The organism is Mesorhizobium sp. B1-1-5 (assembly GCF_006443065.1).
Lineage (GTDB): Bacteria > Pseudomonadota > Alphaproteobacteria > Rhizobiales > Rhizobiaceae > Mesorhizobium.
The window spans coordinates 1-15,621 of the sequence record NZ_VFWS01000048.1; the positions used below are offsets into that span (position 1 = coordinate 1).

A 15,621-nucleotide genomic window follows, 5' to 3' on the forward strand; every position below is an offset into this window, starting at 1 on the left:
AGGTCACGGAATGGATTCCAGGGTCTCCGCGACGCCGCTTCGCGGCTGCTCCGCCCTGGAATGACGATCGCGATAGGCGTTTCGGCCAATCTCCAACGCATGCCACCGGGGGAGTTTGAGAGAGACCTAAATCTCCGGGATGCTCTCGCGGAAGATCACTTGCAGCCGAGGCTGGTGCAGCTCGTAGGGCAATCCTCTGACCGAATGCGACAGGATGTTGAGCGCCTCCCTGGCCTCCACGCGCGGGTTCTGGTCGATCACCGCGTCGAGCGTGCCGTCGAGCAAAAGCTCCTTCGTGCCGTCGGTCACCTCATGGCCGAGGAAGATGATCTCCTTCGCGCGTCCGCGTTCCTTCAGCGCTCGGGCGATCCCGGTGTTGCCGGCGCCGACATTGTAGATCGCAGCGAGGTCGGGGTGGCGCTCCAGCAATGCGGAGGCCTCGGAATAGGCCTTGTCGCGATCGTCGAGCATTTCACGCATCTCGACGATTTCGAGGTTGGGCGATTCTTCGGCGAGGATATGGCGGAAACCCATCTCGCGCTCCTCATGGCCGCGATAGGCGAGCGAGCCTGCGAACAGCGCGACTTTGCCCGGATGGCCGGCGCCCATGAAGCGGTTGAGCAGATAGCCGGCCAGCCGGCCCGCGGCGCGGTTGTCGATGCCGATATAGGCGACCCTCGGCACGTGCAGGATGTCGGAGGCGATGGTGACGACCTTGATGTCGCTCGCCGATAGCGAGCGGATCGCCTCGCGCACCGTCGGGTGGTCGAGCGCGATGACGCCGACGCCTTGCGTCTGGCCATGCAGGTCCTGCAGCAGGCGGGCAAGCCGGTCGGGATTGAAGCCTTCGATGGTCGTCACGCGCACGTCGAGATCGGGCCGCGCCAATGCCTGCGCCTCGATGTGCCGATGCAGCAGCTTGATGAAGGAGTTGGTGCCGGCCGGCAGCGCGAAATCGAGCCTTATCGTCTGCCCCGGCACGGCTCTCTGCGGCGCGCCGTTCGGCGTTTCGGCGATGTAGCCCAGGCGCTGCGCCATCTCGATGACGATCTCGCGCGTACGCGCCCGCACGCCCGACCGGTTGTTAAGCACGCGGTCGACCGTGGCCGGAGAAACACCGGCTTCCCGGGCTATGTCTGTCAGGGTTGACCGCACGTCGAGCACCTCATCGCAAGCATCAAAATCACGCAGCTCCCACTCAGTTCCGGGAAACGCCTCGGCAGCGATCGCGATTCTGATGTGAAATGATGTAACCGGCCTTGGCTTGCGCGCAAGCCGGCGCGGTACATAAGGCGGCGAAGGTCCGGCCAAGCCGGGCGGATCGGGGCGAAAGCCCCTCAAATCCAAGCAATGGGTGCGCTGTGATGGGGCGGGCGGACTGCATTTTCTCTCTCATCTGCGATCTTATGACGTATTTTGAGTATTTATGATGTTGACAGGCTTCATGCACTGCCGTCAATATCCCTCACGTGGGCCATGGAGGAACAGGCCCCGAGGGAGGAATTCGATGTCTCAACTGATCCGCATGTCGCGGCGCCGCCTGCTGGCGTCCGGAGGAAAGGCGGCTGTCTTCGTCGCCGCGACTGGTATTGCACCGCAGTTCATTCGTCCCGGCCGCGCCTTCGCGGCGGATGCGCTGGCGCCTGGCATGATCGGCGGGCCGGCCGGCTTCGACGGCGCCGAACGCTATCAGTACGGTCCCGACACGCCGGAAGGGCGCGCGGTCGAGGCGGCCAAGGCGCTGAAGGCGGCCGGCAAGGCACCGACGAAGATCGTTCTCGGCCTGTCGGACGGCTCGATCGGCCAGTTGACCAAGCCTTTCCCGGCCGGCGCGCCGTCAATCAAGGATCTTTGGGAAAAGGAAACCGGCATCCAGATCGAGATCGTCGGCCTGCCGAACGGCCAGGAATTCACCAAGACGATGCAGGACATCTCCACCAAGGGCGGGGCCTACGACATCTATTCGACCGAATGGAACCGCCTCGGCGATCTCGCCGAGACCGGCGGCATCGCCAAGCTCGACGACTTCGTCGCCAAGCACAAGCCGGAATGGGACGACCCGAAGCAGGGTTACGTCAACGGCGCCAAGGGCGTGTCGCTGCTCAACCAGTATCGCGGCTCGACCTATGGCGTGTCGCTTGACGGCGACTTCCAGACCTGGGTCTACCGCGCCGACCTGTTCGGCGATGCCGCCGAGCAAAAGGCCTTCAAGGACAAATATGGCTACGATCTCGCTCCGCCGAAGACCTGGAAGCAGCACAGCGACGTCGCGGCCTTCTTCCAGCGGCCGGACAAGGGCCTGTTCGGCTCCACCGACCTGCGCAACCAGGGCTGGGGCTACACCAACTGGTACCAGCGCTATGTCTCCATGGCCTCGCCCAACCAGTTCCTGTTCGGCGATGACGGCAAGCCGCTGATCAATTCCGAGCATGGCATCGCCGCCACCAAGGAATATGTCGATTCGCTGGCGCATCATTCGCCCGACGCGATCTCGTGGGGCTGGCCGGAGCAGTACGGCAACTTCGCCAAGGGCGGCGCGGCGATGACCTGCGCCTTCTCCAACCTGCCGAAATTCCTCGATAATGCCGGCAACAAGGATTCGGCCGTCACCGGCAAGATCGGCTCGATGCTGCCGCCGGGGCGCGAGATCGACGGCAAGCTGATCAGCCGCTCGGTGCTCTGGTTCTCGCTGACCGGCATGGTGTCGTCGCAGTCGAAGAATCCAGAGGCCGCCTACCTTCTGCTGCAGTGGCTCGGCTCCGCCCGCATCTATGCCTGGATGAGCGCCAATCCCGGCGGCTATCTCGATCCTTTCCGGCTCTCGGATTTCTCCGATCCGCTCGTACGCCAGACCTATCACGCCTACCACATGGACGTGGTGCGCGAGACGGTGGCGCGCACGGTGCCGACCATCAACTATCCAGGCGCCACCGCCTTCCACAACGCGCTCGACGAGAATCTTGTGGCCTCGCTGACCAAGGCCAAGACGCCGGAGCAGGCGATGGCCGACACCGAACGCGAGTGGAAGAAGATCGCGCGCCGCATCGGCGAGGACAAGCTCCTCGAAGCCATCAAGACCAACAAGGAGGCCTGGCCCACGGTTCTCGATCCGATCAGCTGATCCGCCTCCCTGGATCAGAGCCGGAGGGGAGGGGCGTCAGCTCTTCCCCTCCTTCCTTAACGCCGCCAGCAAAGCAGCCAGATGAAGCGTTCCGTTCCCTTCGAGATATTCCGTTACGCCGCGATCCTCGTGGCGATGGCGGTGACGCTGGTGCCGATCCTGTGGATGGTGTCGATGGCCTTCAAGCCGATCGGCGAGTGGTCGGCGACCGGCGCCGATCTCACCTGGTGGCCGAAGCAGCCGACGCTCAGCAATTTCCGCTTCGTGTTCGGCGAGTCCGACAACGACCTGATCGTCGCGCTCGACCATACGGCGCTGAAGCCGATCCTGTCGTCGCTGCTTTCGGCCGTGTTCGGGACCGTGATCGCCATGTCGGCGGGTACTGCCGCGGCCTACGGCCTTTCGCGTTTCGGCTCGGGCCAGAACCTTCCGCTGGCGCTGATCCAGCTCAGGCTGTTTCCGCCGATGGCCGTGATGATCCCGGTGATGATCATGTGGGCCTTTCTCAACCTCAACGACACGTGGTTGGGGTTGGCGCTGATCTACGGCATCGTCACGCTGCCCTTCGCCTTCTGGCTGATGAAGACCTTCTTCGACGACATGCCGCGCGAGATCGAGGAGGCCGCACTGGTCGAGGGCTGCTCGCGGCTGCGCGTCTTCACCCGCATCACGCTGCCGATGATGCGGGCGCCGTTGGCGAGCGCCGCGCTCTTCGTCTTCATCCTCAACTGGTCGGACTATCTCATCGCGCTGCTGCTCACCACGCGCGAATGGGTGACGGTTCCCGTCTACATGGCGTCGCTGTCGTCCTCGATGACCGGGCAGCTCTACGGCGCCAAGGCCGCGCTCGGCCTGATCGCGGCGGTGCCGCCGGTGATCATGGGCATCGCCATCCAGCGCCATCTGGTGCGCGGGCTGACCTTCGGAGCGCTCAAGCAATGAGCGCGATGACGGCGACGATTTCGGAGGACAAGATGGACGCGCGGACAGAGCCCGCCACGCCTGACGAGGGCGCACGGCTGGGCTTCCGCCTGACCTTGCCGGCGCAGATCCTGGTGCTGTTCATCTCGGCCTTTCCGCTGCTGATGCAGCTCTACATCAGCGTCACCGACTGGTCGCCGCTCTCCGGCATCGGCTGGTGGAACGCCTGGGAGATGTGGAACAGTTTCGCCAACTACACCGACCTTGCGGCCGACACCCGCTTCTGGAGCGCGCTGCAGCGCACCGCGATCGTCATGCTCGTCTGCGTGCCGGCCGAGTTCCTGCTGGGTCTCGCGCTGGCGACGCTGTTTGCCGACGACTTTCCGGGCAAACGAATCTTCTATTCGATCCTTTTGATGCCGATGATGGTCGTGCCCGCGGTCGCCGGCTACATGTTCTTCATGCTGTTCCAGTCGGGTGGCCCGGTGAACGACATCCTGTCGCGGATCCTCGGCACGCCGGTTACCATCGCCTGGCTGTCGGATCCGAACCTGGCGCTGATCGCGGTCATGATCGCCGACATTTGGCAGTGGACGCCGCTGATGTTCCTGATCCTGCTTGCCGGCCTGGTCGGCGTGCCGGAAGACCAGATGAAGGCGGCGACTCTGCTCGGCGCCAATGCCTGGCAGCGCTTCGTCACCATCGTGCTGCCGAAGATGAAGACGATCATCATCATCGCGCTGGCGATCCGGGTGATCGAGAACTTCAAGATCTTCGACACGCTCTACATCATGACCGGCGGCGGCCCCGGCGTCGCCACCGAGACGATCTCCGTCTACATCTACAAGGTCACCACGCAAGACCTGATCTGGGGTTATGTGGCGGCGATCGCTCTCGCCATCCTGATCGTGCTTTCGATCGTCGCGGTCTACGCCATGAAGCGCATGGCCAAGGCGCGGGAGGTGCCGGCATGAGCGCGATCCATCTTCAGAACCTGATCAAAAAATTCGGCGACTTCACCGCGCTGAAGACGATGGACCTCGAAATCGCCGACGGCGAGTTCATGGCGCTGCTCGGGCCGTCCGGCTGCGGCAAGTCGACGACGATGAACATGATCGCCGGCATGGAGGAACCGACCAGCGGCAAGATCCTGTTCGGGGAGCGCGACATGGCGGGCGTGCCGATGGGACGGCGCGGCGTCGGCTTCGTGTTCCAGAACTACGCGATCTTCACCCATATGACGGTGCGACAGAACCTTGCCTACGGACCGAGGATGCGCGGCGCCGCCAGGGCCGAGATCGATCGCCGCGTCGGCGCTATCGCCGAGATGCTGCAGCTTTCGCCGCTGCTCGATCGCAAGGCCGACCGGCTCTCCGTCAACATCTTGCAGCGCGTGGCGATCGGCCGCTCGGCGATCATGGAGCCGGCGATCTTCCTGCTCGACGAGCCGCTGTCCAATGTCGACGCCGCGTTTCGGGCGGTGATGCGCACCGAGCTCAAGCAGCTGCAGCGCCAGTTCAGGCAGACGATGGTCTATGTCACGCATGACCAGCTCGAAGCGATGACCATGGCCGACCGCATCGCGGTGATGGATCACGGCGTGCTGCAGCAGGTCGGCACGCCACTCGAAGTCTACAACAACCCGGCCAATGTCTTCGTTGCGCGCTTCATCGGCGCGCCGGGCATGAACCTGCTCAAAGGCAGGCCGGCGGACAGCGATCGCGGGCTGGTTATCGATCTCGGGCCGCTCGGCGTCACGCCGCCCTTGCCGGATGACCTGGTTTCGGCTGTGCGCGCGGTGCGCGGCGACGTGCTCTACGGCTTCCGGCCGGAGCAGGTGACGCTTGCCGAACGCGGGCTGTCCATGCCGGTGAGCTTCGTCGAACGGATCGGCGCGCGCACCATCGTCCATCTCGGCGAAGGCGAGAGCGCGGTGAAGGCGGTGTTCGAGAATGATGTCGGGCTGTCGGTCGGGCGGACGGCGATCGTCGCGCCGCCGGCTTCCTCGGTACGCGTGTTTGACGCCGAGACCGGCCTTGCAGTGAGGGCGGGCTGAGCCATGGCCGATATCATTTTCCGCAATGTCACGAAGCGCTATGGCAATACGCTTGCCGTCGATGACGCTTCCTTCACCGTCAACGACAACGAGTTCTTCTGCTTCTTCGGGCCGCCGCTGTCCGGCAAGTCGACGATCCTGCGGCTGGTGCTCGGGCTGGAAGTGCCGGATGAGGGCGAGATCCTGATCGGCGGCAAGCCGGTCAACAGCGTGTCGCCGGCGGAGCGCAACGTCGCCATGGTGTTCCAGAACCTGGCGCTGTTCCCGCATATGAGCGCGCGCGACAATGTCCGCTTCCCGCTGGTCGAGCGGAAGGTCGCCGAGGCCGAGATCGAGAAGCGGCTGGCCGACGTCGCGGCGAAGCTCCATATCGGCCACATCCTGCACAAGCCGCCGGCGCAGCTTTCCGGCGGCGAGCGGCAACGCGTGGCGATCGCGCGCGCTTTGGTGCGCGACCCGGCCGCCTATTTGATGGACGACCCGATCTCGGCGCTCGATGCGAGGCTGCGCGAGGAGACGCGCGTCGAGCTGAAGCGCATCCAGCGCGAGCTCGGGAAGACGCTGATCTACGTCACGCACGACCAGGAGGAGGCGATGTCGGTCGCCGACCGCATGGCGATCCTGGAGAACGGCCGCATCAGGCAGATCGGCGCGCCGGCGGAGATCTACGACCGGCCAGCCAGCGCCTATGTGGCGCGCATGCTGGGATCGCCGATGATGAACATCCTGCCGTCGGTACGCGGCGCAAGCGGGGTCGAGGCGGCCGAAGGGACAGTCCGCATTGCCGATGCCAAGGCGCCCGCCGAGGCGGTCGAGATCGGGCTGAGGCCGGAAGACATCAAGGTGCGGCCCTGGATGGGCAACGGGACGGCGGAAGGCCGCCCGGCGCGGGTGTTCGAGGTCGAGCCGCTCGGCGGCTACACCGTGGTGACTTTAGCGGCAGGGGAAGCGCGGCTCAGGGCACTGCTGCGCGGGCAGCCCGATATCAGGCCGGATGCGATGGTGGCGATATCCTGCGAGCCGGGTCGCGTGCATTATTTCGGCCAGGACGGAGGTGCGCTGTGACGGCGGCCGCGAGGACAGAATTTCGGGAGGAAGAGATGGCAGAAAAAGGCTTCGAGCCGGACGTCAAGGTTCGCACCAGGGACTACCGGATCGGCTGCGTCGGCGCCGGCATGATCATGGCCGAGTGCCATCTGGCGGCCTACAAGGAAGCGGGCTTTCCGGTGGTGGCAATCGCCTCTCGCACCAAGGCGAATGCTCAGAAGGTCGCCACCCGCTGGGGCATTCCGACCGTACACGACACGCCGGAACAGCTGATCGACGATACCAACGTCGACATCATCGACCTGGCCTTTCCGCCGGACCAGCAGCCGGCGCTGATCCGCCATGCGCTGAAGCAGAAGCACATCAAGGCGATCCTGGCGCAGAAACCGCTGGCGCTGTCGGTCGAAGAAGCCGTCAAGCTGCGCGACGAGGCGGCGAAGTCGGGCAAGATCCTCTCGGTCAACCAGAACATGCGCTACGACCAGTCGATGCGCGTGTTGAAGCAGATCATCGACAGCGGCGCGCTTGGCGACATCGTCTTCGCGCAGATCGACATGCACGCGATCCCGCACTGGCAGACCTTCCTCCAGGGCTACGACCGGCTGACGCTTGCCAATATGAGCGTGCACCATCTCGACGTGCTGCGCTTCCTGTTCGGCGATCCCGACGAGATCACGACGCTGACGCGCAAGGACCCGCGCACCCAGTTCGACCATTCCGACGGCATCACCGTGTCGACGCTGCGCTTCCCGTCGGGCGTGCTTGCCGTCTCGCTGGAGGACGTCTGGTCCGGTCCGCGCCAGGAAGGTTACAAGGACGACCAGCACATCAACTGGCGCGTCGACGGCACCAAGGGCGTCGCCAAGGGCACGATCGGCTGGCCGACCGGTGCTGCCTCGACGCTGACCTACGCTTCGGCCGAGACGACCGGCGGCGAATGGGTGAGCCCGAGCTGGGAAACGATGTGGTTCCCGCATGCCTTCATCGGCGTGATGGAACAGCTGCAGCACGCCGTGAAGACCGGCACGCCGCCGGCGCTCTCCGTCGCCGACAACGTCAAGACCATGGCGCTGGTCGAGGCGGGCTACCGCTCTATTGCCATGGGCCGCACGGTCAAGCTCTCCGAAATCTCAACAAACTGAATCAACTGAATCGCTTACAGGGAGGAATTCAAGATCATGATGCAGGCAGGTATTTTCACGGGCTATTTCCCGTACGGCCTCGAGGAGACGGCGCAGAAGATCCGCGGTCTCGGTTTCAACACGGTGCAGCTCGACCTGCACTTCAAGGACATCGACCTCTCGGCCGGCCAGATCACCGCGGACAAGGCCAAGAAGGTGCGCGACACCTTCCGCGACCATAACCTGCCGATCTGCTGCGTGTCGGGCTACACCAACATCATCCATCCGGACAAGGCGGAGCGCGAGAAGCGCGTCGGCTATCTCAAGGAGATCATCCGCAATGCGCGCCATTTCGGCTCGCCTTACGTGATCTCGGAGACCGGCACCTACAACACCGAGTCCGACTGGGTGCATCACCCGAAGAACAAGACCGAGGAAGGTTTTGAAGAATGCCGCAAGGTGGTCGCCGACCTTGCCCAGACGGCTTACGACCACGGCGCTGTATTCTTGCTCGAAACCTATGTCAACAACGTCGTCGGCTCGGTCGAGGAGACAGTGAAGATGTTCGCGCAGGTCGACCATCCCGGCCTCGGCCTGCTGATGGACCCGACGAACTATTTCGAGACCCACAACATCGACCGGATGGACCAGATCCTGAACCAGGTCTTCGACACGCTGACCGACAAGATCAGAATAGCCCACGCCAAGGACGTGAAACGCTCGGGCGACGACAAGTCCGAGAAGCACGCCGATATCGGCGACGCCGACGCGATGGAAAGCCACACCTTCCGCGGTGTCGGCGAGATCGAGCTGCCGGCGCCCGGCCTCGGCTCGCTGAATTACGACCTCTACCTCAAGCGTCTCGCCGAGAAGCACCCGAACATCCCGATGATCATCGAGCATCTGTCGGAAGACGACGTGCCGCGCGCCAAGAAGTTCCTCGACGGCAAGTTCCGCGACAACGGCCTCTGAGATTGCGTAGGCGCCGCCGGTTCGCGGCGGCGCCTATCTGCGCGACATAAAGTGGAGGAAACGAGATGTTGAAGTTTGGATTGAAACTGGCGGCCGCGGCGACCGTGATCGCCGGCGTCGTCTTCGGCTCGGCTGCGCAGGCCGCGGACGGCCAGAAGACATTCTATCTCTTGTCGCATGGTGGCCCGTCGGACGCGTTCTGGATCGACTGGAACGCCGGCGCCACCAAGGCCTGTGACCAACTCAAGGTGACCTGCAAGATCTCCTTCAGCGGCGGCGACATGGCGGCGCAGAAGGAAGCCTTCAACTCGGCGCTCGCCGCCAAGCCGGACGGCATTGCCACGACCTCGGCGCAGCCCGGGCTGTGGACCGAGGAAGTGAAGGCAGCTAAGGCCGCCGGCATCCCGATCGTGTTCTTCAACACGGACGATCCGGCCACCGGCCGCCAGGCCTATGTCGGCGCCGACCTCAAGGAATCCGGCGCCATCTGGGCGAAGTACCTCGTCGACCACAAGATGGTGAAGCAGGGCGACAAGGTGTTCCTGCCGGTCGAGGTGCCCGGCGCCAGCTACCAGCAGCTCGAGACGGAAGGCATCGCCGGCGTCTTCGATCCGCTCGGCATCAAGTATGACGTGGTCGACTGCGGCACCGATCCGGCCGGCATCATCGCCAAGATGACCGACTATATGGTCGCCAACAATCCGCCGGCGATCATCGCGCTAGGCGATTCCGTGGCGGCCAGCGTCAAGCGGGTGTTCGACGGCGCCGGCATTCCGGCCGGCAAGATCCCGGTCGTCGGCTGGGGCAATTCCAAGGAGACGGCGCAGGCTGTCAAGGACGGCTTCGTCAATGCCGCCGCCTGGCAGTACCCGTCGGCGCAAGGCTTCATGCCGGTCGCGCTGCTCGGTCTCGCGGCTTCGGGCGAGCCGATCGGCTACGACATCCACACCTTCGGCCTCTACGACGCTTCCAGCGTCGAGCCGATCCTGAAGCTCTACGACAAGAAGTGAAAAAACTGGCGCCCGTCGTGTGAGCGGCGGGCGCAAGGCAGAGAGCATGGTTCAGCAAGTCATGGTTCAGCAAGTCGGGGCGGTCACCTCGGAAGACGGCGCAGGGCGCGCGAAAGGCAGGTCGGGCCTGATGCGATCGCCGCAATTCTCCTCCTTCGTCATCCTCATCGCGCTCGTGGCGGTGTTTGCGCTTGCCGACGGCAATTTCCTGTCGCCGCTCAACATCTCCAACATGATGGCGTTCCTGCCGGAGCTCGGCATCATCGCGCTCGGCATGACGCTGCTTTTGACCGCCGGCGAATTCGACCTGTCGGTCGGCGCGGTGTTTGCGCTCGCCCCGGTGGTGGTGATGCTGCTGGTGCAGAATGCCGGGATCGATATCGGCGTGGCGCTGCTTGCGGGGCTACTGCTGTGCATCGCGATCGGCGCGATCAACGGCGTGATCGTCACCAAGATCGGCATCTCGTCCTTCCTGGTGACGCTCTCGATGCTGCTTATCGTGCGAGGTGCCGCGCTCTACTTCACGCAGGGTTTTCCGCTGAAGTCCTGGGACCAGCCAGGCTTCTTCGTCACCCTGCTCGCCGGCAGCTTCAACATCGGCGCGTTCCGCTTCTACACCTCGCTCTGGTGGTTCATCGGGCTGTCGCTGCTTGCGGTCTATGTGTTGCGCTATGCCAAGCTCGGCAACTGGATCAGCGCCATCGGCTCCAACCGCAGCGCGGCGGTGGCGCGCGGCGTGCCGGCCGACGCAGTCAAGATCTGGCTGTTCATCGCGACCTCGGTGCTCGCCGGGCTCGCCGGCATGATCAGCGCTTTCCGCATCTCGGCGGCTTCGCCGGTCGCGGGCACGGGCTACGAGCTGGAGGTGATCGCCATGGTCGTGGTCGGCGGCACGGCGCTGACCGGCGGCCGCGGCACGATCCTCGGCACCATCGTCGGTGCGCTGATGCTGCGGGCGATCCGCAACGGCATCGTGCTCGTCGGCGTGCCGGGGCTCGCCTACAACATCTTCGTCGGCGTCATCATCCTCGCCATGCTCATCCTGCACGCTTTGCTGCAGAAAAACGCCGCAAGGAGCTGACGATGATACAGGAAGTGCTCCGGCTGCAGAATCTGCAAAAATCCTTCGGCAGCGTGCGCGCGCTGAAGAATGCCTCGCTGACGCTCAGGGAAGGCGAGGTAGTGGCGTTGCTGGGCGACAATGGCGCCGGCAAATCGACGCTGATCAAGGCGATCTCGGGCGTCTTCCCGATCGATCGCGGCGATATCTATGTGCGCGGCGAGAAGGTCTCGATCCGCTCGACGCGCGAGGCGATGGACCTCGGCATCGAGACCATCCACCAGGACACCTCGCTTGCGCCCGACCTCAGCATCGCGCGCAACCTGTTCCTCGGCCGCGAGCCGGTCAATCTCAAATGGCTGGGCGTCTTCGCGCCGCTCGACCTCTCCAAATTGCGCGATGCAGCTTCGGCGCTTCTCAAGCGCGTCGGCATCTCCAAGAAGCTCGACGCCGATGCATTGGTCTCGACGCTTTCCGGCGGCGAGCGCCAGTCGATCGCGATCTCTCGCGCCATGCAGTTCGCCGCCAAGGTGATCATCCTTGACGAGCCGACCAACAATCTCGGCGTCGAGGAGATGCATGGCGTGCTGCGCTTCGTGACAGAGATGCGCGCGGCCGGGCATTCGGTGCTCTTGATCACCCACAACATCCACCACGTCTTCGAGGTCGCCGACCGCATCATCGTCATGCGCCGCGGCGAGATCGTCGCCGAGCAGACGGTCGCCGACACCGACCTCCTGACCGTGGAAAGCCTGATAACCGGCGCCGACCTGTCGGCCCTGATGAAAAGGGCGCAGTGACGGCATGGTGAAGCTGTACGGCCAGACGCTTTCGCGCCGGCAGGTCGCCGAACGCTCCGGCATGCTGTCGCAATTCGCCGGCGTGCGGCTGATGACGCTCGGCGACGGCGTCGAGCGCGGCATCCGCATGCTCGAATTCTGCACCGGCTCGGGCCTGCGCTTCACCGCGCTGGTCGACCGCGCGCTCGACATCGCCGATTGCGAGTACAAGGGTCAGGCGATCGGCTGGCACTCGCCGAGCGGTTTTCGCAACCCCGGCCTGCACGACTATGAAGGCGAGGACGGCTTTGCCTGGGGCCGGTCCTTTTCCGGACTGCTGGTCACCTGCGGCCTCGACCACATTCTCGGCCGCAACGAGGTGCCGGCCGAGAACTATAATTATCCTGGACGCAAAACAGTGACGCATTCGCTGCATGGCCGCGTCGGCACCATTCCGGCGCGGCTGACCGGCTATGGCGAAAGCTGGGACGGCGACCGCTGCATCTTGTGGGCGGAAGGCGTCGTCCAGCAGGCCAGCGTGTTCGGCGAGGATCTGCATCTCATCCGCCGCATCGAGGCCGATGTCGGCGGCAGCGAGATCCGGCTCTCGGACCGCGTCGTCAACCACGGCTTCCACCGCACGCCGCACATGTATTTCTACCATGTCAATGTCGGGCATCCGCTGCTCGACGAAGGCTCGCGCTATTTGGCGCCGATCCGTGACGTGGTCTGGGCCGCGCATGAAGGCGAGCGCTATGAGGCGCAGAAGGTCGGCTATCGCACCACGCCGGGACCGCTGCCTGGTTTCAGCGAGCAGGTCTGGCAGCATGAGCTTGGCGCCGACGCCAAGGGCGAGGTGCCGGTCGCCGTTGTCAACGACCGGCTTGGCCTCGGCTTCGAGGTCGTCACCCGCAAGGACCAGCTGCCTTGTTGCTATGAGTGGCAGAATTTCCAGTCCGGGCAGTATGCGCTTGGCATCGAGCCCTCGACCAATCATGTGCTCGGCAATCTTGCCGCGCGCGAGCGCGGCGAGATGATTTGGCTGGAGCATGACGAAGCACGGGCCTATGACGCCGTGTTCCGCGTCCTCGACGGCAAGGATGCGATTGCCGATGCGGAACGCAGGATCATGGCCATCGCCCGCCAGCCCGAGCAGGATTATCCTCGGCCTTCCGGCAATTTCCCAAGACTGGCGGGCAGGGGATGAGCGCGACATTAATCCATAGCAAGCCCTCCGGCCGGCGGACCGGATTTGATTGGAGGCCGATGTGACGATGGCAAAGAAGCGTGACTACAGCCTTGTCGGCGAAAGCACTCGGCTTGCGATCGAGACAGGGCTGGCCTCGGCCGAGTGGTACCATACCGACGTGCCGCGCAAGATCATGAAGGAATTGATGCAGCGCTCCGACGGGCCGGCGATCCGCGACACCATCATCTGGATTGTCGCGATCCTGGGCTCGGCGGCCGGCATCGTCTGGTTCTGGGGCACCTGGTGGGTTGTGCCGTTCATGTTCGTCTATGGCGTGCTCTACGGCTCGTCGAGCGACTCGCGCTGGCACGAATGCGGCCACGGCACCGCCTTCCGCACGCGCTGGATGAACGACGTCGTCTACCACATCGCCTCGTTCATGCTGATGCGCAACCCGGTGCAGTGGCGCTGGAGCCATGCGCGTCACCACACCGACACCATCATCGTCGGCCGCGACGCCGAGATCGCGGTGATGCGGCCGCCGGACCTCATCAAGGCGGCGCTCGCTTTCACCGGCTTCCTCGACTTCCGCTATTCGCTGCCGACGCTGGTGCGCCAGGCCTTCGGCACATTGTCGGACGAGGAGAAGAGCTACATTCCGGAGATGGAGCAGCACAAGGCGGTGACCGCGGCACGCTGGCACATGGTCGTCTACGCCGCGACGATCGCTGTCGCGATCGCGCTTGGGTCATGGATACCGCTCGTATTGATCGGCCTGCCGCGCCTCTACGGCACCTGGCACATGGTGACGACGGGGCTGCTGCAGCATATCGGGCTCGCCGACAATGTCACCGACCACCGGCTGAACACCCGCACCGTCTACATGAACCCGATCAGCCGGTTCATCTACTGGAACATGAATTACCATGTGGAGCACCACATGTTCCCGATGGTTCCGTATCACGCGCTGCCGAAACTGCATGAATTGATCAAGCACGATCTGCCGGTGGCGAACCCCTCGATGTGGCATGCCTATCGCGAGGTCTGGCCGGTGCTGCTCAGGCAACTGAAATACGAGGACTATTATCTCAAGCGCGAATTGCCGCCGACGGCCAAGCCCTATCGCGGCGAATTCCATGATCTCGACATAACGGCGGCGGCCGCCGAATAGGCGCAGCTTAGGCAATTGGAGACAGACGATGGCGGAGTGGGTCGAAGCATGCGCGGTGGATGACGTGGACGAGGAAGATGTGATCCGCTTCGATCATGGCGGCCGCACCTTCGCGATCTACCGCTCGCCGGACAACGCGTTCTTCGCCACGGACGGCTTCTGCACGCATGAAAAGGCCCATCTCGCCGACGGGCTGGTGATGGACGACATCATCGAATGCCCCAAGCACAATGGCCGCTTCAACTACAAGACCGGCCAAGCCAAGGGCGCGCCGGTCTGCGTCAACCTCAAGACCTATCCGGTCAAGGTCGAGGCCGGTAAGGTGATGATCGATATCGGCTGAAAGCCGCCAGACAAACAGGATGTACCGATGAGCCGAAAGAGACCGACCGTTGCCGACCTGCGCGCCATGAAGGGCAAGCGGCAGCTGACCATGCTGCGCGTGCTGACGCTGGAGGAAGCCGAGGCTGCCGAGCGGGCAGGGGTCGACATCGTCTCGGTGCCGCCGGAACTGGTGCTCAACCCGCAATATCGCGACGCCGCGCCCAGCCTCTTCACCATGCCGGGCGACAATTTCTTCGAGATCGGCACGGCCGACGATTTCGTGCGCTGGTCGTTCCGGCTCTACAAAGCCGGCGCCGACGCGGTCTATTGCAGCGCCGGCTACGCCACGATCAAGCGCATGGCCGACGACGCCATTCCGGTGATCGGCCATGTCGGCCTGATCCCGTCGCGCGCGACCTGGACCGGCGGCTTCAAGGCGGTCGGCAAGACCGCCGATACGGCCATGCAGGTGTTCGAGGCGGTCAAGCAGTTGGAGGCGGCCGGCGCCGTCGGCGCCGAGATCGAGGTGGTGCCGGTGGAGGTGGCGAAGGCGATCTCGGAGCGCACTTCGCTGATCATGCTGTCGATGGGTGCCGGCACCGGCTGCGACGCGCAATATCTGTTCGCCGAGGATATCCTCGGCACAAATCGCGGTCACATGCCGCGCCACTCGAAAGTATACCGCAATTTCGCCGCCGAATATGACCGGCTGCAGCAGGAGCGCATCGCGGCGTTCTCGGAATATGTGGCCGACGTCAACAGCGGCGCCTATCCCGAAGACAGGCATATCGTGCACATGGATCCGGACGAGCTCACCCACTTCATGAAGAAGGTGGATGCAAAGCCCTGA

General features: G+C 64.2%; 15 protein-coding genes. 14 read left to right on the forward strand and 1 reads right to left on the reverse strand.

Going from position 1 to position 15,621, the window contains the following annotated elements:
- Nucleotides 1-126: 126 nt before the first annotated feature.
- Nucleotides 127-1,155, reverse strand: a complete 1,029-nt coding sequence (locus tag FJ980_RS16190; protein ID WP_140544372.1) for a LacI family DNA-binding transcriptional regulator — start codon at nucleotides 1,153-1,155, stop codon at nucleotides 127-129.
- 352 nt (nucleotides 1,156-1,507) lie between these two features.
- Between FJ980_RS16190 and FJ980_RS16195 the strand changes: the two genes are divergently transcribed.
- From FJ980_RS16195 to FJ980_RS16260, 14 genes are all read left to right on the forward strand, one after another.
- Nucleotides 1,508-3,121 (forward strand): extracellular solute-binding protein, encoded by a 1,614-nt coding sequence (locus tag FJ980_RS16195; protein WP_140544374.1) that lies wholly within the window; start codon nucleotides 1,508-1,510, stop codon nucleotides 3,119-3,121.
- Between the two features lie 81 nt (nucleotides 3,122-3,202).
- Nucleotides 3,203-4,063, forward strand: a complete 861-nt coding sequence (locus FJ980_RS16200; RefSeq protein WP_140544376.1) for a carbohydrate ABC transporter permease — start codon at nucleotides 3,203-3,205, stop codon at nucleotides 4,061-4,063.
- A complete protein-coding gene (locus FJ980_RS16205) occupies nucleotides 4,060-5,016 on the forward strand; it encodes a sugar ABC transporter permease (RefSeq protein WP_140544378.1) in 957 nt (318 codons plus the stop codon). The genes FJ980_RS16200 and FJ980_RS16205 overlap by 4 nt, the downstream gene beginning before the upstream one ends.
- Nucleotides 5,013-6,098, forward strand: a complete 1,086-nt coding sequence (locus FJ980_RS16210) for an ABC transporter ATP-binding protein (RefSeq protein WP_140544380.1) — start codon at nucleotides 5,013-5,015, stop codon at nucleotides 6,096-6,098. Before FJ980_RS16205 ends, FJ980_RS16210 begins: the two co-directional genes overlap by 4 nt.
- Before the next feature lie 3 nt (nucleotides 6,099-6,101).
- Nucleotides 6,102-7,163 carry an ABC transporter ATP-binding protein gene (locus FJ980_RS16215; RefSeq protein ID WP_140544382.1) on the forward strand — a complete coding sequence of 354 codons (1,062 nt, stop codon included), beginning with the start codon at nucleotides 6,102-6,104 and terminating at the stop codon, nucleotides 7,161-7,163.
- Nucleotides 7,164-7,198: 35 nt separating this feature from the next.
- Nucleotides 7,199-8,287, forward strand: coding sequence for a Gfo/Idh/MocA family oxidoreductase (locus tag FJ980_RS16220; protein WP_140544384.1), 1,089 nt, complete (start codon nucleotides 7,199-7,201; stop codon nucleotides 8,285-8,287).
- A gap of 36 nt (nucleotides 8,288-8,323) precedes the next feature.
- Entirely contained in the window at nucleotides 8,324-9,238 is a 915-nt protein-coding gene (locus FJ980_RS16225) for a sugar phosphate isomerase/epimerase (protein WP_140544386.1), read from the forward strand.
- Nucleotides 9,239-9,303: 65 nt separating this feature from the next.
- Complete coding sequence (locus tag FJ980_RS16230; RefSeq protein WP_140544388.1) at nucleotides 9,304-10,248, forward strand: substrate-binding domain-containing protein; 945 nt, start codon at nucleotides 9,304-9,306, stop codon at nucleotides 10,246-10,248.
- 61 nt (nucleotides 10,249-10,309) lie between these two features.
- Complete coding sequence (locus tag FJ980_RS16235) at nucleotides 10,310-11,329, forward strand: ABC transporter permease (protein WP_181181226.1); 1,020 nt, start codon at nucleotides 10,310-10,312, stop codon at nucleotides 11,327-11,329.
- A gap of 2 nt (nucleotides 11,330-11,331) precedes the next feature.
- Nucleotides 11,332-12,108: an ATP-binding cassette domain-containing protein gene (locus tag FJ980_RS16240; RefSeq protein WP_140544390.1), complete on the forward strand. Its 777-nt coding sequence runs from the start codon at nucleotides 11,332-11,334 to the stop codon at nucleotides 12,106-12,108.
- Nucleotides 12,109-12,112: 4 nt separating this feature from the next.
- Nucleotides 12,113-13,294 (forward strand): aldose 1-epimerase family protein, encoded by a 1,182-nt coding sequence (locus FJ980_RS16245; RefSeq protein WP_140544392.1) that lies wholly within the window; start codon nucleotides 12,113-12,115, stop codon nucleotides 13,292-13,294.
- Nucleotides 13,295-13,361: 67 nt separating this feature from the next.
- Entirely contained in the window at nucleotides 13,362-14,447 is a 1,086-nt protein-coding gene (locus FJ980_RS16250) for a fatty acid desaturase family protein (RefSeq protein WP_140544394.1), read from the forward strand.
- Between the two features lie 28 nt (nucleotides 14,448-14,475).
- Nucleotides 14,476-14,790, forward strand: a complete 315-nt coding sequence (locus FJ980_RS16255; protein WP_140544396.1) for a MocE family 2Fe-2S type ferredoxin — start codon at nucleotides 14,476-14,478, stop codon at nucleotides 14,788-14,790.
- Nucleotides 14,791-14,817: 27 nt separating this feature from the next.
- Nucleotides 14,818-15,621, forward strand: coding sequence for a 3-methyl-2-oxobutanoate hydroxymethyltransferase (locus FJ980_RS16260; RefSeq protein WP_140544398.1), 804 nt, complete (start codon nucleotides 14,818-14,820; stop codon nucleotides 15,619-15,621).

Excerpts from the sequence above, each read along its gene's own strand:
- FJ980_RS16220 (WP_140544384.1), top strand. The coding sequence starts at position 7,199 with ATGGCAGAAAAAGGCTTCGAGCCGGACGTCAAGGTTCGCACCAGGGAC.
- FJ980_RS16255 (WP_140544396.1), top strand. The coding sequence starts at position 14,476 with ATGGCGGAGTGGGTCGAAGCATGCGCGGTGGATGACGTGGACGAGGAA.
- FJ980_RS16200 (WP_140544376.1), top strand. The coding sequence starts at position 3,203 with ATGAAGCGTTCCGTTCCCTTCGAGATATTCCGTTACGCCGCGATCCTC.
- FJ980_RS16245 (WP_140544392.1), top strand. The coding sequence starts at position 12,113 with ATGGTGAAGCTGTACGGCCAGACGCTTTCGCGCCGGCAGGTCGCCGAA.
- FJ980_RS16235 (WP_181181226.1), top strand. The coding sequence starts at position 10,310 with ATGGTTCAGCAAGTCGGGGCGGTCACCTCGGAAGACGGCGCAGGGCGC.
- FJ980_RS16205 (WP_140544378.1), top strand. The coding sequence starts at position 4,060 with ATGAGCGCGATGACGGCGACGATTTCGGAGGACAAGATGGACGCGCGG.
- FJ980_RS16225 (WP_140544386.1), top strand. The coding sequence starts at position 8,324 with ATGATGCAGGCAGGTATTTTCACGGGCTATTTCCCGTACGGCCTCGAG.
- FJ980_RS16260 (WP_140544398.1), top strand. The coding sequence starts at position 14,818 with ATGAGCCGAAAGAGACCGACCGTTGCCGACCTGCGCGCCATGAAGGGC.
- FJ980_RS16210 (WP_140544380.1), top strand. The coding sequence starts at position 5,013 with ATGAGCGCGATCCATCTTCAGAACCTGATCAAAAAATTCGGCGACTTC.
- FJ980_RS16250 (WP_140544394.1), top strand. The coding sequence starts at position 13,362 with ATGGCAAAGAAGCGTGACTACAGCCTTGTCGGCGAAAGCACTCGGCTT.
- FJ980_RS16230 (WP_140544388.1), top strand. The coding sequence starts at position 9,304 with ATGTTGAAGTTTGGATTGAAACTGGCGGCCGCGGCGACCGTGATCGCC.
- FJ980_RS16195 (WP_140544374.1), top strand. The coding sequence starts at position 1,508 with ATGTCTCAACTGATCCGCATGTCGCGGCGCCGCCTGCTGGCGTCCGGA.
- FJ980_RS16215 (WP_140544382.1), top strand. The coding sequence starts at position 6,102 with ATGGCCGATATCATTTTCCGCAATGTCACGAAGCGCTATGGCAATACG.
- FJ980_RS16240 (WP_140544390.1), top strand. The coding sequence starts at position 11,332 with ATGATACAGGAAGTGCTCCGGCTGCAGAATCTGCAAAAATCCTTCGGC.